Origin of the sequence: Rhodococcus sp. NPDC127527 (genome assembly GCF_042672245.1) — a bacterium.
Lineage (GTDB): Bacteria > Actinomycetota > Actinomycetes > Mycobacteriales > Mycobacteriaceae > Rhodococcus_G.
Window position 1 is genome coordinate 48,633 of record NZ_JBHXVP010000014.1, and the last position, 21,939, is coordinate 70,571.

At 69.7% G+C, this 21,939-nt stretch carries 22 protein-coding genes and 1 pseudogene; 7 read left to right on the forward strand and 16 right to left on the reverse strand.

Annotation, left to right across the window (positions count from 1 at the left end; all coding sequences use genetic code 11):
- Positions 1–10: 10 nt before the first annotated feature.
- The 3 genes from ACFVH2_RS20855 to ACFVH2_RS20865 form a co-directional block, all read right to left on the reverse strand.
- A complete protein-coding gene (locus ACFVH2_RS20855) occupies positions 11–2,284 on the reverse strand; it encodes a polyribonucleotide nucleotidyltransferase (RefSeq protein ID WP_378426771.1) in 2,274 nt (757 codons plus the stop codon).
- Positions 2,285–2,613: 329 nt separating this feature from the next.
- Positions 2,614–2,883 (reverse strand): 30S ribosomal protein S15, encoded by a 270-nt coding sequence (rpsO, locus tag ACFVH2_RS20860; RefSeq protein WP_378426769.1) that lies wholly within the window; start codon positions 2,881–2,883, stop codon positions 2,614–2,616.
- Between the two features lie 118 nt (positions 2,884–3,001).
- Positions 3,002–3,982, reverse strand: a complete 981-nt coding sequence (locus tag ACFVH2_RS20865; protein WP_378426768.1) for a bifunctional riboflavin kinase/FAD synthetase — start codon at positions 3,980–3,982, stop codon at positions 3,002–3,004.
- A 99-nt stretch (positions 3,983–4,081) separates the two neighbouring features.
- On the opposite strand from ACFVH2_RS20865, the gene ACFVH2_RS20870 reads away from it, so the two are divergent.
- Positions 4,082–4,798 carry a metal-dependent transcriptional regulator gene (locus ACFVH2_RS20870; protein ID WP_378426766.1) on the forward strand — a complete coding sequence of 239 codons (717 nt, stop codon included), beginning with the start codon at positions 4,082–4,084 and terminating at the stop codon, positions 4,796–4,798.
- Positions 4,795–5,136 (forward strand): hypothetical protein, encoded by a 342-nt coding sequence (locus ACFVH2_RS20875; protein WP_378426764.1) that lies wholly within the window; start codon positions 4,795–4,797, stop codon positions 5,134–5,136. Before ACFVH2_RS20870 ends, ACFVH2_RS20875 begins: the two co-directional genes overlap by 4 nt.
- Positions 5,137–5,271: 135 nt before the next feature.
- Here ACFVH2_RS20875 and truB read toward each other — a convergent pair whose 3' ends face one another.
- From truB to rimP, 11 genes are all read right to left on the reverse strand, one after another.
- Complete coding sequence (gene truB / locus ACFVH2_RS20880) at positions 5,272–6,192, reverse strand: tRNA pseudouridine(55) synthase TruB (RefSeq protein ID WP_378426762.1); 921 nt, start codon at positions 6,190–6,192, stop codon at positions 5,272–5,274.
- 11 nt (positions 6,193–6,203) lie between these two features.
- Entirely contained in the window at positions 6,204–6,869 is a 666-nt protein-coding gene (gene npt / locus ACFVH2_RS20885) for a 4'-phosphopantetheinyl transferase Npt (RefSeq protein WP_378426760.1), read from the reverse strand.
- Positions 6,866–7,792, reverse strand: coding sequence for a metallophosphoesterase family protein (locus ACFVH2_RS20890; protein WP_378426758.1), 927 nt, complete (start codon positions 7,790–7,792; stop codon positions 6,866–6,868). Before ACFVH2_RS20890 ends, npt begins: the two co-directional genes overlap by 4 nt.
- 37 nt (positions 7,793–7,829) lie before the next feature.
- Complete coding sequence (locus ACFVH2_RS20895) at positions 7,830–9,167, reverse strand: MATE family efflux transporter (protein WP_378426757.1); 1,338 nt, start codon at positions 9,165–9,167, stop codon at positions 7,830–7,832.
- A 9-nt stretch (positions 9,168–9,176) separates the two neighbouring features.
- Entirely contained in the window at positions 9,177–10,175 is a 999-nt protein-coding gene (locus tag ACFVH2_RS20900; RefSeq protein WP_378426755.1) for a bifunctional oligoribonuclease/PAP phosphatase NrnA, read from the reverse strand.
- A 7-nt stretch (positions 10,176–10,182) separates the two neighbouring features.
- Entirely contained in the window at positions 10,183–10,665 is a 483-nt protein-coding gene (gene rbfA / locus ACFVH2_RS20905; protein WP_378426753.1) for a 30S ribosome-binding factor RbfA, read from the reverse strand.
- Between the two features lie 108 nt (positions 10,666–10,773).
- A complete protein-coding gene (locus ACFVH2_RS20910) occupies positions 10,774–11,064 on the reverse strand; it encodes a DUF503 domain-containing protein (protein ID WP_378426799.1) in 291 nt (96 codons plus the stop codon).
- A gap of 79 nt (positions 11,065–11,143) precedes the next feature.
- Entirely contained in the window at positions 11,144–13,993 is a 2,850-nt protein-coding gene (infB, locus tag ACFVH2_RS20915; protein ID WP_378426751.1) for a translation initiation factor IF-2, read from the reverse strand.
- Between the two features lie 140 nt (positions 13,994–14,133).
- Positions 14,134–14,487 carry a YlxR family protein gene (locus ACFVH2_RS20920; protein WP_378426749.1) on the reverse strand — a complete coding sequence of 118 codons (354 nt, stop codon included), beginning with the start codon at positions 14,485–14,487 and terminating at the stop codon, positions 14,134–14,136.
- Positions 14,488–14,531: 44 nt separating this feature from the next.
- On the reverse strand, positions 14,532–15,563 hold the full coding sequence (gene nusA / locus ACFVH2_RS20925) for a transcription termination factor NusA (protein WP_378426747.1): 1,032 nt from the start codon (positions 15,561–15,563) through the stop codon (positions 14,532–14,534).
- A gap of 4 nt (positions 15,564–15,567) precedes the next feature.
- Positions 15,568–16,197 (reverse strand): ribosome maturation factor RimP, encoded by a 630-nt coding sequence (gene rimP / locus ACFVH2_RS20930; protein WP_378426745.1) that lies wholly within the window; start codon positions 16,195–16,197, stop codon positions 15,568–15,570.
- Between the two features lie 124 nt (positions 16,198–16,321).
- On the opposite strand from rimP, the gene ACFVH2_RS20935 reads away from it, so the two are divergent.
- Complete coding sequence (locus ACFVH2_RS20935; protein WP_378426744.1) at positions 16,322–16,837, forward strand: hypothetical protein; 516 nt, start codon at positions 16,322–16,324, stop codon at positions 16,835–16,837.
- Positions 16,834–17,298, forward strand: a complete 465-nt coding sequence (locus ACFVH2_RS20940; protein WP_378426742.1) for a ferritin-like domain-containing protein — start codon at positions 16,834–16,836, stop codon at positions 17,296–17,298. Before ACFVH2_RS20935 ends, ACFVH2_RS20940 begins: the two co-directional genes overlap by 4 nt.
- 12 nt (positions 17,299–17,310) lie before the next feature.
- Here the strand turns inward: ACFVH2_RS20940 and ACFVH2_RS20945 are convergent, their stop codons facing one another.
- Both ACFVH2_RS20945 and ACFVH2_RS20950 read right to left on the reverse strand, forming a co-directional pair.
- Positions 17,311–18,510 (reverse strand): RtcB family protein, encoded by a 1,200-nt coding sequence (locus tag ACFVH2_RS20945; RefSeq protein ID WP_378426740.1) that lies wholly within the window; start codon positions 18,508–18,510, stop codon positions 17,311–17,313.
- 173 nt (positions 18,511–18,683) lie between these two features.
- Positions 18,684–20,108 (reverse strand): DHA2 family efflux MFS transporter permease subunit, encoded by a 1,425-nt coding sequence (locus ACFVH2_RS20950; RefSeq protein WP_378426738.1) that lies wholly within the window; start codon positions 20,106–20,108, stop codon positions 18,684–18,686.
- A gap of 116 nt (positions 20,109–20,224) precedes the next feature.
- Between ACFVH2_RS20950 and ACFVH2_RS20955 the strand changes: the two genes are divergently transcribed.
- The 3 genes and pseudogenes from ACFVH2_RS20955 to ACFVH2_RS20965 all read left to right on the forward strand — a co-directional run.
- On the forward strand, positions 20,225–20,848 hold the full coding sequence (locus tag ACFVH2_RS20955; RefSeq protein ID WP_378426736.1) for a TetR/AcrR family transcriptional regulator: 624 nt from the start codon (positions 20,225–20,227) through the stop codon (positions 20,846–20,848).
- Positions 20,849–20,947: 99 nt separating this feature from the next.
- On the forward strand, positions 20,948–21,463 hold the full coding sequence (locus ACFVH2_RS20960; protein ID WP_378426798.1) for a nuclear transport factor 2 family protein: 516 nt from the start codon (positions 20,948–20,950) through the stop codon (positions 21,461–21,463).
- Between the two features lie 25 nt (positions 21,464–21,488).
- Positions 21,489–21,863 (forward strand): annotated as a pseudogene (locus tag ACFVH2_RS20965) (SDR family oxidoreductase); the annotation flags it as partial.
- Between the last annotated feature and the right edge of the window lie 76 nt (positions 21,864–21,939).

Here is a 21,939-nt window from a genome sequence, read left to right on the forward strand (position 1 = left end):
TCGGAGCCGATCAGGACTCCGAGTCGGCGCCCTTCTCGGTCGGCGCGTCGGAGGCCGCGGCCTCGTCCTCGACCGGGATCAGCGAGATCTTGCCGCGGTTGTCGATGTCCGCGATCTCGACCCGGATCTTGGAGCCGACGTTGACGACGTCCTCGACCTTGTTGATCCGCTTGCCGTTGCCCAGCTTGCTGATGTGCACCAGTCCGTCGCGGCCCGGGAGCAGCGAGACGAACGCGCCGAAGGCGGTGGTCTTGACGACCGTGCCGAGGAAGCGCTCGCCCACCTTGGGCAGCTGCGGGTTGGCGATGGCGTTGATCATGTCGATCGCGGCCTGCGCAGACGGTCCATCGGTGGCGCCGACGAACACGGTGCCGTCGTCCTCGATGGAGATGTTCGCACCGGTCTGCTCGGTGATGGAGTTGATCATCTTGCCCTTGGGGCCGATGACCTCACCGATCTTGTCGACGGGCACCTTGATGGCCGTGACGCGCGGGGCGTACGGGCTCATCTCGTCCGGGGTGTCGATGGCCTCGGCCATGACCTCGAGGATCGTGGTGCGGGCGTCGTGCGCCTGCGACAGCGCGCCGGCCAGCACCTGGGAGGGGATGCCGTCGAGCTTGGTGTCCAGCTGCAGGGCGGTGACGAAGTCCTTGGTGCCGGCGACCTTGAAGTCCATGTCACCGAAGGCATCCTCGGCGCCGAGGATGTCGGTCAGCGCGACGTACCGGGTCTCGCCGTCGACCTCGTCGGAGACCAGGCCCATGGCGATGCCGGCGACCGGAGCCTTGAGCGGCACACCGGCGTTGAGCAGCGACAGGGTCGAGGCGCAGACCGAACCCATCGATGTGGAACCGTTGGAGCCCAACGCTTCCGAGACCTGCCGGATGGCGTAGGGGAACTCGTCCTGGCTCGGCAGCACCGGCATCAGGGCGCGCTCGGCGAGCGCGCCATGGCCGATCTCGCGCCGCTTCGGCGATCCGACGCGGCCGGTCTCACCGGTCGAGTACGGCGGGAAGTTGTAGTGGTGCATGTAGCGCTTGCTGGTCTCGGGGCCCAGCGAGTCGATCTGCTGCGCCATCTTGACCATGTCGAGGGTGGTGACGCCCATGATCTGGGTCTCGCCACGCTCGAACAGCGCGGAGCCGTGTGCCCGCGGGATCACGGCGACCTCGGCGGAGAGCGACCGGATGTCGGTGATGCCGCGACCGTCGATCCGGAAGTGGTCCTTGAGGATCCGCTGGCGAACGAGCCTCTTGGTCAGCGAGCGGAACGCCGCGCCGATCTCCTTCTCGCGACCCTCGAAGTTCGGGGCGACCTGCTCGAGCACCTCGACCTTGACCTCGTCGGTCTTGTCGTCGCGCTCCTGCTTGCCCGCGATGGTCAGCGCGGCACCGAGCTTGTCGGTGGCGGCGGCCGCGACGGCGGCGTAGACGTCGTCCTGGTACGCCGGGAACACCGGGTAGTCGCCGGTCGGCTTGGCGGCCTTCTCGGCGAGCGCCTGCTGCGCCTCGCAGAGCCGGGCGATGAACGGCTTGGCGGCCTCGAGGCCCTGCGCGACGATGGCCTCGGTCGGCGCCTGCGCGCCGCCCTCGATCTTCTCGATGACGTTGTCGGTGGCCTCGGCCTCGACCATCATGATCGCGACGTCGGCACTGTCCCCGGACCCGGAGACGATGCGACCGGCGACGACCATGTCGAAGACGGCGTTCTCGAGCTGCTCGACGGTCGGGAAGGCGACCCACTGGCCGGCCTTGTTCTCGTCCGAGGTGATCAGCGCGACGCGCACGCCACCGACCGGGCCGGAGAACGGCAGGCCGGCGATCTGGGTGGACGCGGACGCGGCGTTGATCGCGACGACGTCGTACAGGTCCTTCGGGTCCAGGCTCAGGACCGTGACGACGACCTGGATCTCGTTGCGCAGACCGTCGACGAAGGACGGGCGCAGCGGCCGGTCGATCAGGCGGCAGGTCAGGATCGCGTCGGTGGAGGGACGGCCCTCACGACGGAAGAACGAGCCGGGGATGCGGCCCGCGGCGTACATGCGCTCCTCGACGTCCACCGTGAGGGGGAAGAAGTCGAAGTGCTCCTTGGGGTGCTTGCTGGCCGTGGTGGCCGACAGCAGCATGGTCTCGTCGTCCAGGTAGGCGACGACGGCGCCGGCGGCCTGCTGGGCGAGGCGGCCGGTCTCGAAACGGATGGTGCGGGTGCCGTAGCTCCCGTTGTCGATCACGGCGGTGGATTCGAACACGCCCTCGTCGACCTCTACTGCGGAATTCACTGTCATCTCTTCTCTTCTCTTCCCTCTCGTCTTTGCCGTTTCCGCGTGGCCGTCGCATCCCTCCTGGATGCTGCGGCGTACCTCTGCGCGGAGGCGGCCATCGATCGAAGCCCTTCGGGGATCGTCACGTCACGTCACGACCCCGCCGAGAGGCCACTACCGAGGACCGACGCCACGGCGGTACGTACGGCTGGATCTCGTAGATCCGGGTACTGCTGGTCCTGCACTAGCTGGTCACACAAAATCCTGGTGGTACAAACACCGGTAGCCAACGAGGCTCAGTCTATGCATTCGCCTCGCTGGCTACCGGGATGTTCACGGTGCGCGTCGGATACTTATCGACGCAGACCCAGACGCTCGATCAGCGAGCGGTAACGCGCGATGTCCACCTTCTGGACGTACTTGAGCAGACGACGACGGCGTCCGACCAGCAGCAGCAGGCCGCGGCGGGAGTGGTGATCGTGCTTGTGCATCTTCAGGTGCTCGGTGAGGTCGACGATGCGCTTGGTGAGCATCGCCACCTGCGCCTCCGGCGAACCGGTGTCGGTCTCGTGCAAGCCGTACTCCGAGAGGACGGCCTTCTTCTCTTCGGTGGTCAACGCCACTGTGAATCTCCTGATCACTGACGTCCGCGCACTGTGTACAGCAAGTGTGGCCACCGCGGACCGCAGCACACACCGAGGGGCAATCCTACCAGGACGAACGTGGTGCTCCGCGCCGCCGTCAGCCGCGGTGGTGCAGGTCCGCCCTCGTCAGGAGCTCCCGGGCCGTCTCCGCGTCGCGTCCCATCTGCTCGATGAGCGCGTCGACCGAGTCGAACTTCTCCATGCCGCGGAGGCGATCCACGAAGTCGACGGCCACGTGCTGGCCGTACAGGTCGGCCTCGCCGTCGAGCACGAAGGCCTCCACGGTGCGGGTGCGACCGGAGAAGGTCGGGTTCGTGCCGATCGACACGGCCGCCAGGTGGCGCTCCCCCGGCGCGACGGTCCCGATCACCGGTCCCGGCCCGAGCACCGTGAACCACGCCGCGTACACCCCGTCCGCGGGGATCGCCGAGTGCATCGGCGGCGCGATGTTGGCGGTCGGGAAGCCGAGTTCACGTCCGCGGCCGTCGCCGTGCACCACGACGCCCTCGACGCGGTGCGGCCGTCCCAGCGCCTCCGCGGCGGCGGCCACGTCACCGGCGTCCACACAGGAGCGGATGTAGGTGGAGGAGAAGGTGACCGCGTGTTCGGCGAGCAGGCTGACCCCGTCGACGGCGAACCCGAAGCGACCACCGATCTGGCGCAGCATGTCGACCGTGCCCGCCGCCTTCTTGCCGAAGGTGAAGTTCTCCCCGACGACGACCTCGGCCACGTGCAGCCGCTCCACGAGGATCTCGTGGGCGTAACGCTCCGGGGTGAGCTTCATGAACTCGGTCGTGAACGGCATCACGCAGAAGACGTCGATGCCCAGTTCCTCGGCCAGCTCCGCCCGCCGCGCCAGCGTCGTCAGTTGCGCCGGGTGACTGCCCGGCCGCACGACCTCCATCGGATGCGGATCGAAAGTCATGAGCACACTGGGGATTCCGCGCTCGCTGGCCGCTTTCACCGCACGGCTGATCAGTTGCGCGTGACCTCGATGCACGCCGTCGAAAACGCCGATCGTGAGTACACAACGCCCCCAATCGGCAGGCACATCGTCGAGACCTCGCCACCTCTGCACGCATCGCAGCCTACGGCCCTGCGTGAGACGCGTCATCTTCGGATTCGGTACTCGGGTGTCGTGGCGGCGCGCCGGGCGGTCATTGCCTAAGCTCGACCCGTGGGCGAACGCAAGACTGGACCAGCAACGACGACCGCGAAGGCCGCCGGCGCGGGGACTCTCACCACCGTCGCGCAGGACTACCTCAAGGTGATCTGGACCGCGGGCGAGTGGTCCGGCGAACAGGTGTCGACGAAGATGCTCGCCGAGCGGATCGGGGTGTCGGCGTCGACCGTGTCCGAGGCGATCCGCAAGCTCGCCGACCAGGGCCTGGTGGACCACGCTCGGTACGGCTCGATCTCGCTGACCGACCGCGGTCGCGCGGCCGCGGTCGCCATGGTGCGCCGGCACCGGCTGATCGAGACCTACCTGGTCAACGAGCTCGGGTACGGCTGGGACGAGGTGCACGACGAGGCCGAGGTGCTCGAGCACGCCGTCTCCGATCTGATGATCGCGCGGATCGACGCCAAACTCGGTCACCCCGAGCGCGATCCGCACGGCGACCCGATTCCGGCACCGGACGGCTCGATCCCCTCGCCCGCCGCCCGTCAGCTCAGCGACTTCACCGACGGCCAGTACGGCCGGATCGCGCGGATCTCCGACTCCGACCCGGCGATGCTGCGGTACTTCGACTCGGTCGGCATCGCCCTGGACCTGACCGTGACCGTGCTCGAGCGTCGCGACTTCGCGGGCACCGTCTCGGTGCGGCTCGGCGACGGCGACACGGTGGAGCTCGGCAATCCGGCCGCAGACGCGATCTGGCTCGTCGAGCCGTGAGCGCACGCCCCACCCTCGGGTCGTCGATCTTTCGCGGCGTGTTCCTGGCCGCGCTGGTGTTCCTTCTGGTGTCCGGCATCGCAGAGGGCAGTTGGTGGACGGTCTTCTACGCAGTCGTTCTCGTCTGGTTCCTGCTCGACTGGCGGTCCAACCGGCGGGGCCGATCATTGTCTGCCCCCACACCTGTCGATCCGGCCGCAGTGCCTGCCGTCGACATCCACGCGGCGATCGCGTCGACCGACGGCCGCGTGGCGGCGGTGAAGGCTCTGCGCGAACGCCATCCAGGCCTCGGCCTTGGCGCGGCGGCCGCGCTGATCGACGCCGCAAACGACCGCTAGCGCGGGCAGCTACCCCGACCGGTTCCGCTGCCCCGCACACCCCTGACGCACACCTTCTGCCGAGGTCACACACGGCTTCCACTCACAACGCCTGTGCGATCCGGTGAAAAGGTGTGTGACCGCCCGCGGACGCCGTCAGAGACCGCGCAACGTCGCGGGCCGAACCACCATCACCGAACTGGCGCGCCGCCCACGCTCCTGCAGCAGGGCGATCGTGTGCCCGTTCGGGGCGATCGCGGCGTAGGTGCCCGGGATCCCCACCGGTTCGAGCCAGCGGCCCTGGCTGATGGACTCCGCCTCCTCGGCCGTGATCTGCCGGTGCGCGAACGCGGTCTGCGCGGCATGGTCGATGTCCAGGCTCACCGCCGGGTCCTCGGCCAACTGTTCGAGGGTGCGCGCGTGCTCGAGCGTGAACGGGCCGACGCGGGTACGCCGCAGCGCGGTCAGGTGTCCGCCGACACCGAGCGCCGCGCCGAGGTCGCGGGCCAGCGCGCGAACATAGGTGCCGGACGAGCACTCGACCTCGACGTCGAGATCGACGAAGGCGCCGTCACGGCGGGCTGCGGTCACCTCGAACCGGTCCACCGTCACCGGACGGGCCTCCAGCTCGAACTCCTCGCCCTGCCGGATCAGCTTGTGCGCCCGCTGTCCGTCGACCTTGATCGCACTGACCGACGACGGGACCTGCGAGATGTCGCCGGTCAGGGTGCTCGTCACGGCCGCGATCTCCGCATCGGTGACCGCGGAGGCGTCGGCCGCCGTGAGCACCTCGCCCTCCGCGTCGTCCGTGGTCGTGGCCTGCCCGAGCCGGATCGTCGCCGAGTACGCCTTCGTCGTCAGGGCCAGCAACCCGAGCAGCTTGGTGGCCCGCTCGATGCCGAGGACGAGAACGCCGGTCGCCATCGGGTCCAGCGTGCCCGCGTGCCCGACCTTGCGGGTGTGCAGGATCTTGCGACAGCGCGCGACGACGTCGTGGCTGGTCATGCCCGCGTCCTTGTCGATGATCAACAGCCCGGCGCCGTCGAGGCCGGAGGACGGTTTGCGGTGAGAAGGCACGGGATTCGAGACTACTGGACGGTGATTGCGGCGATGACGAGCCCGTCGGCGACCAGCCAGCGTCCGTCGAAGGAGCTCAGCGGCGGGCCGTCGGTGGTCTGTCCGGGCACCAGCAACTCCGAGTGGAAGGTGCCGGTCGAGCCGCCCGAGCCCGACTCGGTCAGCGCGAACGTGATGTGCGCGTCCTCGAACCCGAGCCACCGATGGGTGAGCGGGAACCACGCCTTGTAGGTGGCCTCCTTGGCGCAGAACAGCAGTCGATCCCAGTGGATCTCGTTGCCTACCCCCGCCAGCCAGTCCCGTTCGGCGGGCAGGCTCACCGCGTCGAGTACGCCGTCCGGCAGCGGACCGTGCGGTTCGGCGTCGATGCCCACCGACCGGACGGCCAGCGAGTGTCCGAGCACGGCGCCGCGGTAGCCGTCGCAGTGCGTCAGGCTGCCGACGACACCGCGCGGGAACAGCGGAACGCCCCTCTCCCCCTTGAGGATCGGCGCCGGCTCGACACCGAGCTTGCCCATGGCCTGTCGGGCGCAGTGCCGCACGCTGACGAACTCGCGGCGGCGCTTGTCCACCGCCCGCGCGATCAGCGCGGCCTCGCTCGGGTGCGGCGTCAGCTCCGGCGGATCGGAGAACAGCTCGGCGTACTCGACCCCGCTCGGCAGAATCCTCTCGATCATGCGCGGGCCGCCCTCATCGCGTCGAACTCGGCCTCCTGCTCGGGGGTGACCTTGAAGTGCCCGCCCCACTTGTTGAGTGTGCCCGGCGGGTACTCCGGCACCGGCAGGATCTGCCGCAGCAGCTGCTCCGGCAGCCCGCGACGCTGCCACTCACGCGGATAGCCGAGCGAGACCTCCTCGAAGCGGACGCCGTCGTAGTAGGTGGTCCGCGGAATGTGCAGGTGCCCGTAGACACTGCAGATCGCGTTGTAGCGGGTGTGCCAGTCGGCGGTCAGTTCGGTGCCGCACCACAGCGAGAACTCGGGGTAGAACAGCACCCGCGTGGGCTCGCGGACCAACGGGAAGTGGTTGATCAGCACGGTGGGGATCGACAGGTCGAGTGCGTCGAGCCGAGCGCGCGTCGACTCCACCCGGGCGTGACACCACGCGTCGCGGGTCGCGAAAGGCTCACTCGAGAGCAGGAACTCGTCGGTGGCGACCACGTTCTTGTCGCGGGCGACCTCGAGTGCCCGCTCCTTCGTGGTGGTGCCCTCGGGCCGGAAGCTGTAGTCGTAGAGCAGGAACATCGGCACCAGCGTCGCCGGACCGCCCTCGCCCTCCCATACCGGATACGGATCCTCGGGAGTGATCACGTCGAGTTCGCGACACATGTCGACGAGATAGTCGTACCGGGCGACGCCGTGGATCTGCACCGGGTCCTTGGCGGTGGTCCAGAGCTCGTGGTTGCCGGGCACCCAGATGACCTTCTCGAACCTGCTGCGTGCCAGCTTCAGCGCCCACGCGATGTCGTCGGTCTTCTCCGAGACGTCGCCGGCGAGAATCAGCCAGTCCTGCGGCGATTCCGGGTACAGCTCCTCGGTGATGGGCCGGTTCCCGCGGTGCCCGACATGGGTGTCGCTCACCGCCCACAACTTTCGCGTCACGCTCACTACCTTCCCGCCTGAATGTCGGCGCCGACCACTACGCAGTGCCTGTCACAACCCAGCGCCCCGAACTCACCCGCCACACGACGGCAAGCATCCGCAGCACCATGAACACCGTAAGCCCCGACCAGATTCCCGCCAGACCCCAGTCGAACTCGAGCGACAGCCAGATCAGCGGCAGGAACCCGACCACCGCGCAGCCGAGGGTCGCGTTGCGCAGGAAGGCCGCATCCCCGGCGCCGAGCAGGACGCCGTCCAGCGCGAACACCACCCCGGCCACCGGGATGATCGCGACGAAGAACCACCAGATGATCGTGATCTGGTCCAGGACTGCGGGATCGTCGGGGGTGAACAGCGGCGGGATCAGCGCGTGGCCGACCGCGAACACGGCGGCCAGCACGGCCGCGAAGATCGTCGACCACCCGGTCAACCGGCGCGCGAGCCCCCGGGCCTGCGCCGCGTGGCCGGCGCCGAGCGCTGCTCCGACCAGCGTCTGCGCCGCGATCGCCAGCGAGTCCAGGGTGAGCGCGACCAGGTTCCACAACTGCAGCACCACCTGGTGGGCGGCAACGGCAGCGGCACCGAATCGCGCGGCCACCGCGGCCGCCGACAGGAAGCAGGCCTGGAAGGCGAGGCTGCGCAGGATCAGGTCACGACCGAGGACCACCTGCGCCCGCATCACGTCCGGTCGCGGACGCAGCGACACCCCGGACCGCAACAGCGCCGCAACGAAGAATGCCGCCGTCACGAACTGCCCGGCCACGTTCGCGACCGCCGACCCGGCGAGTTCCCATCGGGGCGCACCGAGCAGGCCGTGTACGAGGATCGGGCACAACACCGCCGACACGGCCAGGCCGGCGAGTACGAAACGCAAGGGCCGCAACGTGTTCTGCACCCCGCGCAGCCACCCGTTACCGGCCATCGCAATCAGGATCAGGGGCGCGCCGAACACGGCGATCCGCAGCCACTGCAGGGCCTCCGCGGCGATGTCGCCGCCGCCGGAGATCACGTCCGTCACCGGTCGAGCCAGCAATTGGACCGCAATCACGATCGTGATACCGATGGCGACCGCCAGATAGGTGGCCTGCACGCCCTCGCGGACCGCGCCGCGCTCGTCCCCGGAACCGTGCCTGCGCGCCGCCCGCGCGGTGGTCCCGTACGAGAGGAAGGTCAGCTGCGTGCTGACCTGCGCGAGAATGAGGCCGCCGACGGCGAGCCCGGCGAGTGCGAGCGCGCCGAGCCGCCCGACCACCGCGATGTCGAAGAGCAGGTAGAGCGGTTCCGCGGCCAGCACGCCGAGCGCCGGCAGCGCGAGGCCCAGGATCCGCCGGGCGGTGGGGTCGGACCGGTCTCGCCGGGTCGAGGGTTCAGCCAAGCCGGCGACTCACCCGAGCACGCCGAGAAGTTCGGCAACCACACTCTCGTCGTCGCCCTCGTGGGTGTACCCGGAGGCGAACCGGTGACCGCCGCCGCCGACCCGGGCCGCAATCTCGGAGACGTCCACCGTGGACTTCGACCGGAGCGAGATCGACCATCGACCGGGCTCGTTCTCCTTCAGCACCGCGGCGACCTCCGCCTGCGCGGTGGTGCGGACAATGTCGATGACGCTCTCGATCTCCTCCGCGCCCATCCCCGCGGTGTCCGCGTAGCGGATCAGCGCGTAGACCAGGCCGCGACCGGCGGCCGCGTCCGGCGCCAGGCACGCGGTGCCGAGCACCGCCGAGAGCATCGGCAGCCACCCGAACGGGTGCGTGTCGAGCAGCCGCCGGGTGATCTCCGCGGAGTCGATGCCGGTGTCGATCAGCCGCTCCGCAAGCGAGTGCGTGCCGGGCTGGACCCAGCGGAACGAGCCCGTGTCGGTGACCAGGCCGGCGTAGAGGCAGTGTGCGAGGTCACGGTCGATCTCCACGCCCCAGGTGTCGAACAGCCGGGCCAGCACCGCTGTGGTGGCCTCGGCACTGTCGTCGATCAGGTTGTACCGGCCGAACCGGGTGTTGGACCGGTGATGGTCGATCACCAGGGTGCGGCGTGCGCCGTCGAGCCGATCGGCCAGGTCACCGAGCCTGCCGCGGCTGCCGCAGTCCACGGTCACCAACAGATCCACCTCGGCGGGCACCTGGTCGGGCGCCACCAGCAGGTTCACCCCGGGCAGTGTGCGCATGGACTCCGGGAGCACCTCGGGTCGCGCGAACGACACCTGCACCGGCGTCCCCATCCGGTCGAGTACCTGCGCGAGCGCCAGTCCGCTGCCGATGGTGTCCGCGTCCGGTTGGACGTGGCAGAGCACCGTCACCGAGGTCGCCTCGGAGAGGAGGGCCACCGCGGCCGCGAGGTCGATCTCGCCGGGGGCCGCGGCGGCGGGGGTCTGCGCTGTCACGGTCATCGCCGGCCTAGTCGGCTTCGCCGGAGCCGACCGGTTCGTCCTCGTCGTCCTCGGCGGACCGCGGCTCCTTGTACGGGTCGACGTCGCCGGCGTGGGTGGCGTTCTCCCTGGCCTTGGCCACCTCGTCGTCGGCGGCACGCGCCCTGGCGAGCAGCTCCTCCATGTGCCGCGCCGCATCGGGGACGGTGTCCGCGACGAACGTCAGCGTCGGGGTGAACCGCACCCCGGTGCCCGCCCCGACCTTGGAGCGCAGCGCTCCGGTCGCCTTGGCCAGGCCGGCCGCGGCGCCATCCATGTCCGGCTCGGTCTCCAGGTCCACGCCACGCACCGTGTAGTACACGGTCGCGTCGTGCAGATCGGCGGTCACCTTCGCGTCGGTGATCGTGATGTAGTCCAGCCGGGGATCCTTGATCTCCTTGTCGGCGATCGCCGTTGCGACGATCGTCGAGATGCGCTTGGCCAGCTTTCGCGCCCTCGCCGGATCTGCCATGACCGAAGTCCCTTCCTAACGACGGCGGTGCCGTCAATCCCACTCCGACGGCGGTGCCGTCAGTACGTTCCATATCTTTCGCCGCGGCGCGGTGGCGCGAGAACCGGGTCAGTCCTCCGGACCGAAGATCCGGCGTCGCACGGCGAGCAGTTGCAACTCGGGGCGCGCAGCCACCTGCCGCTCACAGGTGTCGAGTACCTCGTTGAGATGGTCGACGTCCGAGGTGGCCACCGCGACACCGATGAGCGAACGCCGGTAGCGGTCGTGCTCACCGGTCTCCGCGACCGACACCCCGAACTTGGCGAGCGCGGCTATCACCGGCTTGACCACTGAACGCTTCTCCTTGAGCGACCGAACGTCGCCGAGCAGGATGTCCAGTTCGAGCGCACCGAGATACAACAAGCCTCCCGTGGTAGTCGCGGTGTGGGTCCCGCGGGCCTTGCTCGGCCCGCGGGACCCACACCGGTTCTCGCGATTGCTAGTCGCGCGGCTTCTCGCGCAGCTCGTACGCCTCGATCACGTCACCGACCTTGATGTCGTTGTAGGTGACCGTCAGACCGCACTCGTAGCCCTCGCGGACCTCGGTGACGTCGTCCTTCTCCCGCTTGAGCGAGGAGATGGTGATCGTCTCCGCCACCACGACGCTGTCGCGGATGAGGCGTGCCTTGGCGTTGCGCTTGATCGACCCGGCGGTGACGAGGCAGCCGGCGATGTTGCCGACCTTCGAGGACCGGAACATGGCGCGGATCTCGGCCTTGCCCAGCTCGACCTCTTCGTAGATCGGCTTGAGCAGGCCCTTGAGCGCCTTCTCGATCTCGTCGATGGCCTGGTAGATCACCGAGTAGTACCGGATGTCGACGCCCTCGCGGTTCGCCAGCTCCGTTGCCTTGCCCTCGGCCCGGACGTTGAATCCGATGATGATCGCGTTCGAGGCCGAGGCCAGGTTCACGTTCGTCTCGGTCACGCCACCGACACCGCGGTCGATGACGCGCAACTGCACCTCGTCGTCGATCTGGATGCCGAGCAGGGCCTCCTCGAGCGCCTCCACGGTGCCCGAGTTGTCGCCCTTGAGGATCAGGTTGAGCTGACTCGTCTCCTTGAGCGCTGCGTCGAGATCGTCGAGGCTGATCCGCTTGCGGCTGCGGGCGGCCATCGCGTTGCGCTTGCGCGCATTGCGACGGTCCGCGATCTGCCGGGCGATCCGGTCCTCGTCGACCACGAGCAGGTTGTCGCCTGCACCGGGGACCGACGTGAAGCCGACGACCTGGACCGGCCGCGAGGGCAGCGCCTCGAGGACGTCCTCGCCGTGCTCGTCGACCATGCGACGAACGCGTCCGTACGCGTCGCCCGCCACGATCGAGTCGCCGACCCGCAGCGTGCCGCGCTGGATGAGCACGGTCGCGACCGGACCACGGCCGCGGTCGAGGTGCGCCTCGATGGCGACACCCTGTGCGTCCATGTCCGGGTTGGCCCGCAGGTCCAGGGAGGCATCCGCGGTCAGCAACACCGCTTCCAGGAGGGCATCGATGTTGGTGCCCTGCTTGGCCGAGATGTTGACGAACATGGTGTCGCCGCCGTACTCCTCGGTGACGAGGCCGTACTCGGTGAGCTGCTGGCGGATCTTGTCGGGGTTCGCCCCCTCCTTGTCGATCTTGTTCACCGCGACCACGATCGGCACGTCGGCCGCCTGGGCGTGGTTGATCGCCTCCACCGTCTGCGGCATGACACCGTCGTCGGCCGCGACCACGAGGATCGCGATGTCGGTGGCCTTGGCACCACGGGCACGCATGGCCGTGAAGGCCTCGTGACCGGGGGTGTCGATGAAGGTCACCAGACGCTCGTTGCCGTCCAGCTCGGTCAGCACCTGGTAGGCACCGATGTGCTGGGTGATGCCGCCGGCCTCGCCCTCGCGGACGTTGGCCTTGCGGATGGTGTCGAGCAGTCGGGTCTTGCCGTGGTCGACGTGACCCATGACGGTGACCACCGGCGGACGCTGTTCGAGGTCTTCCTCGCCGCCCTCGTCCTCGCCGTAGGTGAGGTCGAACGACTCGAGCAGCTCGCGGTCCTCGTCCTCCGGGCTGACGACCTGGACGACGTAGTTCATCTCGCCGCCGAGCAGCTCGAGGGTCTCGTCGTTCACCGACTGCGTGGCCGTGACCATCTCGCCGAGGTTGAACAGCGCCTGGACCAGTGCCGACGGGTTCGCGTCGATCTTCTCCGCGAAGTCGGACAGGGATGCACCGCGGGCGAGACGGATGGTCTCACCGTTGCCGCGGGGCAACCGCACGCCGCCGACGGCGGGCGCCTGCATGGAGTCGTATTCCTGCCGCTTCTGCCGCTTCGACTTGCGGCCGCGACGCGGGGCACCGCCCGGACGACCGAACGCGCCTGCTGCGGCACCACGCTGACCGGGACGGCCACCGCCGCCACCGGGACGACCGCGGAATCCGCCTGCGGGTGCTCCACCGGGAGCGCCTGCTCCGGCACCGGCACCGGGGGCGCCGCCACCGCGGTATCCGCCGCCACCGCCACCCGGACGACCGCCCGGACCGCCGGGACGACCGCCGCCGGGACGACCTGCACCGGGGGCCGGACGTGCCGACCGTGCGGGCATGGCACCCGGGTTCGGGCGCGGAGGCATCGAGCCGGGGCTCGGACGCGGACCACCCTGGCCGGGGGCCGGACGCGGACCACCGGGGCCTGCCGCGGGACGCGGAGCGCCGGGAGCCGGACGGGGACCGCCCTGGCCGGGGGCCGGACGCGGAGCACCCGGACGGGGTGCACCCGGGGCCGGACGCGGCGCGGGACGCTCGGCCGGGGCCGAGGAGTACGGGTTGTTACCGACACGCGGCGCCTTCGGGCCGGGCTTGGGGCCCGGTGCCGCCGGCGTGGGGGCCGGTGCGGCGCTGGCGGCGGGAACTGCCGGTGCCGCGGGCACGGGCGCTGCCGGACGGGGTCCGGGCTGCGCTGCCGCGGGGGTGACCTTCGGCGCTGCCGGGGTGGGGGCCGCCGGAGCCGGCGCGACCGGGGCCGCTGCCGCGGGGGCGGCCGGAGCCGGCGCGGGTGCTGCCGGAGCGGGAGCCGCCGGCTTGGGTCCGGGACGCGGGCCGCCGGGCTTGGGCGCCGGGGCGGTCGAAGTCGCCTCGGCTGCGGGTGCCGACGACTTGGCGGACGGGAACGACTCCCGCAACCGCCGCGCGACCGGCGCCTCCACGGTGGAGGACGCCGACTTCACGAACTCGCCCTGCTCCTTGAGCCTTGCGAGTAGTTCCTTGCTGGTGACACCGAGTTCCTTGGCCAACTCGTGCACGCGGGCCTTGCCTGCCACTGCTCTCCTCACTGAGAGGTCGAGCGCGGCTTGGTGCCCGCACGACCTCGGGTTAACTCCGATGGACGATCATCGCTGGTGCTTCACGGTGTGCTCATGAGTGTGTTTGCCTGACTCTTCTCGAGCGGTACTGCGCTCTTCTACGTACCGCTCTGTTGTGGGTGCGACTCGACGGCGGGATCGGTGATCTCGGGACCATCGATCTCGGCGTGGAGAGCCGCCGTGTCCAGGCTTCCGGACACTCGCAGCGCTCTGCCGAATGCTCGGCGCTTCTCCGCCTGGATCAGGCAATTCCGGTCGGGATGCAACCACGCACCTCTACCGGGAAGCCTGCGCCCGGGATCGGGCACCAGTACCCAGCCCTCCGACTGGACCTGACGCGCCACGATCCTCAGCAGATCGGCGGCCAGCACTTGCTTCCGGCAACCGATGCAGGTGCGCACCGGAAAACCGGTTTGCACACGCGACTGCGCCGAAAACTCATGCTGAGCCATTGACCACTCTACCGCTGTTGCCGACCGAACCGTGCATGCCGCCCCTAGACACGCGTCGGCGCAGGTCCGGACGGCGCGTCGGAGGCGGGCGCGGCATCGCTTCGGATGTCGATCCGCCACCCGGTCAGGCGCGCGGCCAGCCGGGCGTTTTGCCCCTCCTTGCCGATCGCCAGCGACAGCTGGAAGTCGGGCACGACCACCCGGGCGGCACGTGCGTCGGCGTCGACGACCGTGACCGAAACCACCTTCGACGGCGACAACGCGTTGCCGACGAACCGGGCCGGGTTCTCGTCGTAGTCGATGATGTCGATCTTCTCGCCGGCCAGTTCGCTCATCACGTTGCGCACGCGCTGTCCCATCGGGCCGATGCACGCACCCTTCGCGTTGAGACCCTGCACCCGCGACGCGACCGCGATCTTGGTCCGGTGGCCGGCCTCGCGTGCGACGGCGACGATCTCCACGGATCCGTCGGCGATCTCCGGCACCTCGAGCGCGAACAACTTGCGCACCAGGTTCGGATGGGTGCGCGAGAGGGTGATCTGCGGGCCGCGCTGGCCGCGGGTCACGCCCACGACGTAGCACTTGATGCGCTCACCGTGCTCGTAGGTCTCGCCGGGAACCTGCTCGGCCGCGGGCAGCATTCCCTCCGCGCCGGTCGCCTCACTGCCGATGTGCACGACGACCATGCCGCGGGCGTTGGCGCGCGTGTCGCGCTGGATGACGCCGCCGACGATCTCGCCCTCGTGGGTCGAGAACTCGCCGAAGCTCTTCTCGTGCTCGGCGTCGCGCAGGCGCTGCAGGATGACCTGACGGGCGGTGGTCGCCGCGATCCGGCCGAAGCCCTCGGGGGTGTCGTCCCACTCCTCCCCGACCCGGTTGCCGTCCGCATCGACCTCCCGCGCCATCACGCGGACCAGACCGGTCCGGGTGTCGACGTCGATCCGCGCGTGCGGCTGGTGACCCTCGGTGTGCCGGTAGGCGGTGAGCAGGGCGCTCTGAATGGTCTCGATGATCGTGTCGACCGGGATGCCCTTGTCGTCCTCGATCGCCCGCAGCGCCGACATTTCGATATGCACTTGTCTACCCCTCTACCTGAAATTCTTCGTCTGTCTCGTTCGCGCCCGATTCGTCCGTGCCGTCGTCCTCGTCGTGATCGGCGTCGTCGATCTCGGTGTCGTCGTCGATCTCGGTAGGCACCACGCGCCCGTCCGCCACGCCACCCGCCAGCTCGAGCTCCCTGGCGTTCGGCGGCGAAAACTCCACCTGCACCACCGCTTTGACGACATCGCCGAGGGCGATCTCGCGGACCGTCGGACCACCCCTGCCGGGTACCACCAACTCGACGACGCCGTCGCCGAGTACCCCGACGCGCCCGGGCACCTTCTCGTCGGCGAGCTCGACGAGCACCTTGCGGCCGCGTGCCCGCCGCCAGTGCCGCGGCTCGGTGAGCGGCCGGTCGATGCCGGGAGAGGTGACCTCGAGGGTGTACGGCGTCTCACCGAATTCGGGCGCGGCGTCGAAGACCTCGGAGATCACGCGACTCAACTCGGCGACCGCGTCCAGCTCGAGACCGGCATCACTGTCCACGACGACCCGAACCACACTGTGCTTGCCGGCCTGCGTGACCGACACGCCCTCCAGGTCGTATCCCTGGCGGTGCACCAGATCGGAGAGAAGCTCGAACACCCTCTCCTTCGACGGAACCGGCATCAGTAGAGCTCCTCGTTCAGTTGTGGTCGGATCACAAACCTGTAGCGCGAACCCTAAGGATATCGCGCATTCGGCGACTCGGTGACCAGCCTGGGTCCACCCGCGCGATCCGGCACCTGACAAGATGGGGCCCGTGCCAGCAGCCGTCGTCTCGTCACTCCTGTCCCGGCGCGCCGCAATTCGGGTCGGCGCTGCGGTCCTCGGGCTCGCCGTCGCCGGCGCCTCCGCCGGCTGCGCCGCAGGCAACGACGACGAACCCCCCGAACCCGATCCCCTGCTCGTCGCGGTGGCCGCCGCCCGGCGCGACGCCGAGACCGCAACCGCCGCCGCCGCACTGGCGCCGGAGCGGGCCGGCGCGCTGGCCGTGATCGCCAACGAGCGCATCGCCCATGCCGACGCACTGACGACGGAGATCACCCGGGCGTCCGGCGCGAGCACCCCCTCGGCCACGGCGTCCGCGGCGCCGACGTCCACCGGGCCCTCCACGCCCCCGCCGACCGTCGACCAACTGCGCACCCAGCTCGCCGAATCGCAGCGCGGTGCAGCAGATCTCGCCCGCCGACTGGACGGCTACCGCGCCGGACTGCTCGGCTCGATCAGCGCGGCCGTCGCCGCGCAGCAGGCGGTGTTGCTGCCATGACCTCCCCCACCTCGTCCTCCACCGCCACGGTCGGTCCGGAGCAGCAGGGCCTCGTCGATGCACTGAGGGCCGAGCACGCCGCCGTGTACGCCTACGGCATCGTGGCCGCCTTCTCGAATCCCACACGCGCCGGACAGGTTTCGGCCGACGCGGCCGCACACCGGGCCCGGCGCGACGCCACCGCCGACGCGCTTGCCGCGGCGAGTGTCACCGCCCCCGGCGCCGAGACCGGATACACCCTCCCCTTCCCGGTCACCGATCCGACCACCGCCATCCAGCTGGCCGCACAGGTGGAGGCGGACACCGCGGTCGCGTGGCGGTCGGTGATCGAGCGCGCCCAGTCGGAGCCGACGCGGGCGATGGGCGTGGACGCACTGACCGAGGCGGCGCTGCGGGGTGCGCGGTGGCGCGCGGTGCTGGGGGTCACGCCCCCGACGGTGGCGTTCCCCGGCCAGCCCTGACCCGCAGCGACGTCAGGTGCCCTTGACGTTGAGGAGCTGGCGTAGTTCGTGCCGGATCTCGACCAGGTCACGGGCGTCCGCCATCACGACGCCGATGTCCTTGTAGGCATCCGGGATCTCGTCGACGAACTCCGCACTGTCGCGGTACTCGATGCCCGTCATCCGGGCCCGCAGGTCACCCTGGGTGAACCGCTTGCGCGCGGCGGTCCGTGAGAACCGACGGCCGGCACCGTGCGGGGCCGAACACAGCCCGGCCGCGCTGCCGAGGCCCGTGACGACGTAGGAGTGGGTACCCATGGACCCGGGGATGATCGCCTGCGCGCCCTCGTGCGCGTCGACCGCGCCCTTGCGGGTGAGCCACACGTCCCGACCCGCGTGCCGCTCCTTCCGGGTGTAGTTGTGGTGGCAGTTGATTCGTTCCGTCTCGCGGTGGTCGTCGGTGCCCATCCACCGCGCGAAGACCGCGCCGAAGCGGTCCATCATCTCGGCCCGGTTCAGGAAAGCGAAGCGCTGCGCCCAACCCAGTTCGGCGAGGTAGCGGTCGAACTCGGCGGTCCCCTCCGCCAGGTACGCCAGGTCCCTGTTCGGCAGGACGACGTGCCACCGTGCGCACATCCGCTGCGCCACCGCGATGTGGTGCTGCGCGATCTTGTTGCCGACGCCGCGGCTGCCACTGTGCAGGAACAGCCACACACGGTCGGCCTCGTCGAGGCACAGCTCGATGAAATGGTTTCCGCCGCCAAGGGATCCGAGCTGCACGCGCCACTTCGGGGAGTGCGCCAGGTCGACGCCGTCCTCGTCCGCCCGACGTTCCAGTTCCGCGATCCTCGCCGCCGTGAATTCCCACCGGTCGAGCCCGGCGTTGTAGTGGCCGGGCGAGAGCGGGATGGCGCGCTCGACCGCGGCGCGCAGCGCGCCGAGACCCACTCGGGTCCGGGCGATCCGGTCGTCGACGTCGTCCTTCGTGAACGCGGTGCGGACGCCGATCATGCCGCAGCCGATGTCGACCCCGACCGCGGCCGGGATCACCGCACCGACGGTCGGGATGACGGTCCCGACGGCACTGCCCTTGCCGAGGTGGGCGTCCGGCATCAGCGCGACGTGTGGGTGGATGAACGGCATCGCGGCGGTCTGCCTGGCCTGTTCGAGGGTGCCCTCCTCGATCTGGGACGCCCAGTTGAGCAGCTTGTGGCCCGCCTCGCGGGGTGGCATCGGAACTCCTGTTCGATATCCGGCCGGACGGATTCCGGCGCGAGTCAGGTTGCGACCATGCCACAGCGGCAAGCCCGGCTCATCCCAATTTTCCCACCGGACTGCGCGCACACCCCGCGGCCCGAACGGCGGATGTCGCGCATTCGAGCCACGGGGTGTGCGGGAGGTCCGGATCAGTCGCGGGCCTTCCCGGGCATCGCCACGGCCGCGACCAACGCGACGGCGACCGAGGCCGCGCCCACCAGCAACGCCGGCTGCAGCCCGTCGGCGTAACCGGCCGGGGTGAGACTGCCGCCGTTGGCCAGGAACACCGCCGTCAGCGTCGCGACGCCGAGCGCCACCCCGATCTCCCGGATCGTGGAGTTCACGGAACTCGCTGTGGCGTGGTCGATCTCGGCCATGTCCGCGAGCACCGCGGTGGCGCTGGGCGCGAACGTCAGCCCCATCCCGACCCCGGCCATCACCAACGCCGGAATCATCGCGCCGTAGGTGGCGCCGGGCTCGAGCACCGCCGACATCCACACCAGCGAGCCGGCCTGCAGTGCGAGACCGACGACCAGGAGCGCCCGCAGCCCCACCCGCGGAGCCAGGATGCCGGCGATCGGCGCAACGACCATCGGAGCGGCGGTCCACGGCAGGGTGCGCAGTCCGGCCTGGAACGGCGTGTACCCCATCACGATCTGCAGGTACTGAGCCAGCAGGAACACCGCACCGAACATGCCGAGGGTGAATGCCAGGCCGATGACGTTCGCGATCGAGAAGCTGCGCGAGCGGAACAGTCGCATCGGCATCACCGGGTCGTCGGTTCGCAGCTCGCGGACGACGAACGCGACGAGCGCGAGCACGGCGGCACCGAGCACGCCCAACGTCGACGCCGAGGTCCAGCCGTCGTCGTTGCCGTGCACGATCCCCCAGACCCCGAGGAAGACACCGACTCCCGCGAGCAGCACGCCGAGCAGGTCGAGCCGCTGACGCCGGCCGCGGGACTCGCCGAGCGCGTACAGCGCCAGCGGGACCGCCACCAGCGCGACCGGCACGTTGAGCCAGAAGATCGCCTGCCAGGACACGCCGTCGACCACCGCGCCGCCGACTACGGGACCGAGCGCGACTCCGAGCCCGGACACCCCGCCCCAGACGCCGATGGCGAGCGCCCGCTTCGACGCCGGGACCGCGCCGGCCAGGAGTGTCAGCGAGAGCGGCATGATCGCGGCCGCGCCCGCGCCCTGGACCGCACGGGCGGCAATCAGCATGGCCGGCGTGGTGGAGAGTGCGGACGCAATCGACGCTGCGGTGAACACGGCGATGCCGTAGAGGAACAGCCGCCGCCTGCCCCACCGGTCACCGAGGGTGGCGGCGGAGAGCATGAGGGTGGCGAACGCGAGCGTGTAGGCATTGAGGAACCACTGCAACTGCCCGACCGTGGCGTTCAGGTCGGCCCGGATGACGGGTAGCGCGCTGGTCATCACCAGGTTGTCGAGGGTGGCCATGAACATCGGCAGGGAGGCCGCGAGCATCGCCAGCCAGATAGGCACGACACGACGTCGGCGGCCCTGCTCGGGCGGCGCCAGAACATCGAGCTGATCGGTAATTGTGGTCATCACTTCTCCTGGACCGGAGCACGTAGTGGACGTCTGAGTTGCCGGGACCGGCTTGTAAGCATCAAATGATTACTTAACTTCCTCGACGCTAAGGCATCGAGTGATAACCTGTCAACATGTCTGCGACAAGCGGTTCTCAGCCAGCCACCCGGATGAACGCGGCGGACCGACGTGAACTCGTCCTCGCCGCGGCATCCCGGGCATTTGCCCGTGGCGGATACGCCGGGACCAGCACCGATGCCGTGGCCAGGGAGGCAGGCGTCTCCCAGCCGTACGTGGTGCGGATGTTCGGCACCAAGGCGGAACTGTTCCGCGAGGTCTTCGCGCGGGCGCTCGCCCGCATCGTCGAGACCTTCGACTCCGAACTCGACAAGATGGTCATCGACCCGGACAGCGACGAGTTCTGGGCGCAACTCGGGGCGGCATACGGCGGACTCATCTCCGACCAGGACCTACTGCTGGTGATGATGCACGGCTTCAGCGCGGGCGGCACCCCGGAGATCGGCGCCCAGGCACGGTCCACGATGTCGCAGATCTACACCCAGATCCGCGACCGGACAGGTTGCACGCCGGAGAAGGCGCGCCAGTTCATCGCGCAGGGCATGCTCATCAACATCATGCTCGCGATGCGCGCCGACGAACACCTCGACGAGGACCCGGCGCTCGGCGAACTGACGGCGTGCGTGTTCGGCGGCACCCTGGATCCAGACCTGGCCGATTCGGCCGCGGACCAGAAGTAGGAGCGCCGCGCCGGGCGAGAACTCGCTGCGACTGTGACCGCGGACACCCTAGGCTCGACCCGAGCACGGATCATCGGCACCGACGACGGGACGACCCCTTTGCGACAGACCAACGAGCACCTCGCCCGACGAATCGGCGACCTCGAGCAGATCGAGGCGATCAAGACGCTCAAGTACCGGTACTGGCGGGCCTGCGACGGCAAGGATCCCGCGACGTTCCGTGCGTGCTTCATCGCGTCGGGCGCGAAGATCGACTACGGCGCGCTGGGCGCCTTCGACGACGCCGACCCGATGGCCGAGATCTTCGCCAGGGTCGCACTGCACACCGTCGACGGCAAACACGTCATCTTCGACATGCATCACGGCATGCATCCCGAGATCACCCTGACCGGCGAGGGCACCGCGGCCGGCCGGTGGACGCTGAGATTCCGGCAACTGAACCTGCTCGACCGCACGGAGAGACTGTGCACGGGCGAGTACGACGACGAGTACCGCCTCGAGGACGGCGACTGGAAGATGTCCCAGTGCCGCTTCACCGAGACGTGGTCGATCGTGCGCCCGCTGCCCGACGACGCCGTGATCACCGAGGGCACCTTCGCGGAGGCGGCGCGATGAGCGCCGGCGACGGCCGCGTCGCCCTGGTCACCGGTGCCAGTGCGACCACGGCGACGACGGTCAGATAGAGAAGTTGTTCGCACGCATCGACGAAGAGCAGGGCGGCCGCCTCGACCTACTGATCAACAACGTCTGGACCGGCCCGTCCGACGGGTACGCGGGATTCTCGCAGCCGTTCTGGGAACGGCCGGTCAGCGACTGGGACGCACTGATCGGGCTGGGACTGCGGGCGCACTACGTCGCCGCCACCCTGGCCGCGAGGCTGATGGTGCCGCGCGGCACCGGCCTGATCGGCACCCTGATCACCGCGGCGACGGCGCTTGACTACGGCGTCTCCGACGTGGACGGGCGTCAGCCGGTGTCGCACCGCGCCGCATTCGGCGGGGGCGCGCTCTTCTGATCCCGCGACGTCCGGACTGGCGCCTCCCCGTAGCCGGGAGCACGATGGACTCGTGACCATAGAACGCGTCGCCGAG

Excerpts from the sequence above, each read along its gene's own strand:
- ACFVH2_RS20855 (WP_378426771.1), bottom strand. The coding sequence starts at position 2,284 with ATGACAGTGAATTCCGCAGTAGAGGTCGACGAGGGCGTGTTCGAATCC.
- npt (WP_378426760.1), bottom strand. The coding sequence starts at position 6,869 with ATGATCGAGAGGATTCTGCCGAGCGGGGTCGAGTACGCCGAGCTGTTC.
- ACFVH2_RS20900 (WP_378426755.1), bottom strand. The coding sequence starts at position 10,175 with ATGACCGTGACAGCGCAGACCCCCGCCGCCGCGGCCCCCGGCGAGATC.
- rbfA (WP_378426753.1), bottom strand. The coding sequence starts at position 10,665 with ATGGCAGATCCGGCGAGGGCGCGAAAGCTGGCCAAGCGCATCTCGACG.
- ACFVH2_RS20920 (WP_378426749.1), bottom strand. The coding sequence starts at position 14,487 with ATGGCTCAGCATGAGTTTTCGGCGCAGTCGCGTGTGCAAACCGGTTTT.
- rimP (WP_378426745.1), bottom strand. The coding sequence starts at position 16,197 with ATGCCGGTTCCGTCGAAGGAGAGGGTGTTCGAGCTTCTCTCCGATCTG.
- ACFVH2_RS20935 (WP_378426744.1), top strand. The coding sequence starts at position 16,322 with ATGGGGCCCGTGCCAGCAGCCGTCGTCTCGTCACTCCTGTCCCGGCGC.
- ACFVH2_RS20940 (WP_378426742.1), top strand. The coding sequence starts at position 16,834 with ATGACCTCCCCCACCTCGTCCTCCACCGCCACGGTCGGTCCGGAGCAG.
- ACFVH2_RS20945 (WP_378426740.1), bottom strand. The coding sequence starts at position 18,510 with ATGCCACCCCGCGAGGCGGGCCACAAGCTGCTCAACTGGGCGTCCCAG.
- ACFVH2_RS20950 (WP_378426738.1), bottom strand. The coding sequence starts at position 20,108 with ATGACCACAATTACCGATCAGCTCGATGTTCTGGCGCCGCCCGAGCAG.
- ACFVH2_RS20955 (WP_378426736.1), top strand. The coding sequence starts at position 20,225 with ATGTCTGCGACAAGCGGTTCTCAGCCAGCCACCCGGATGAACGCGGCG.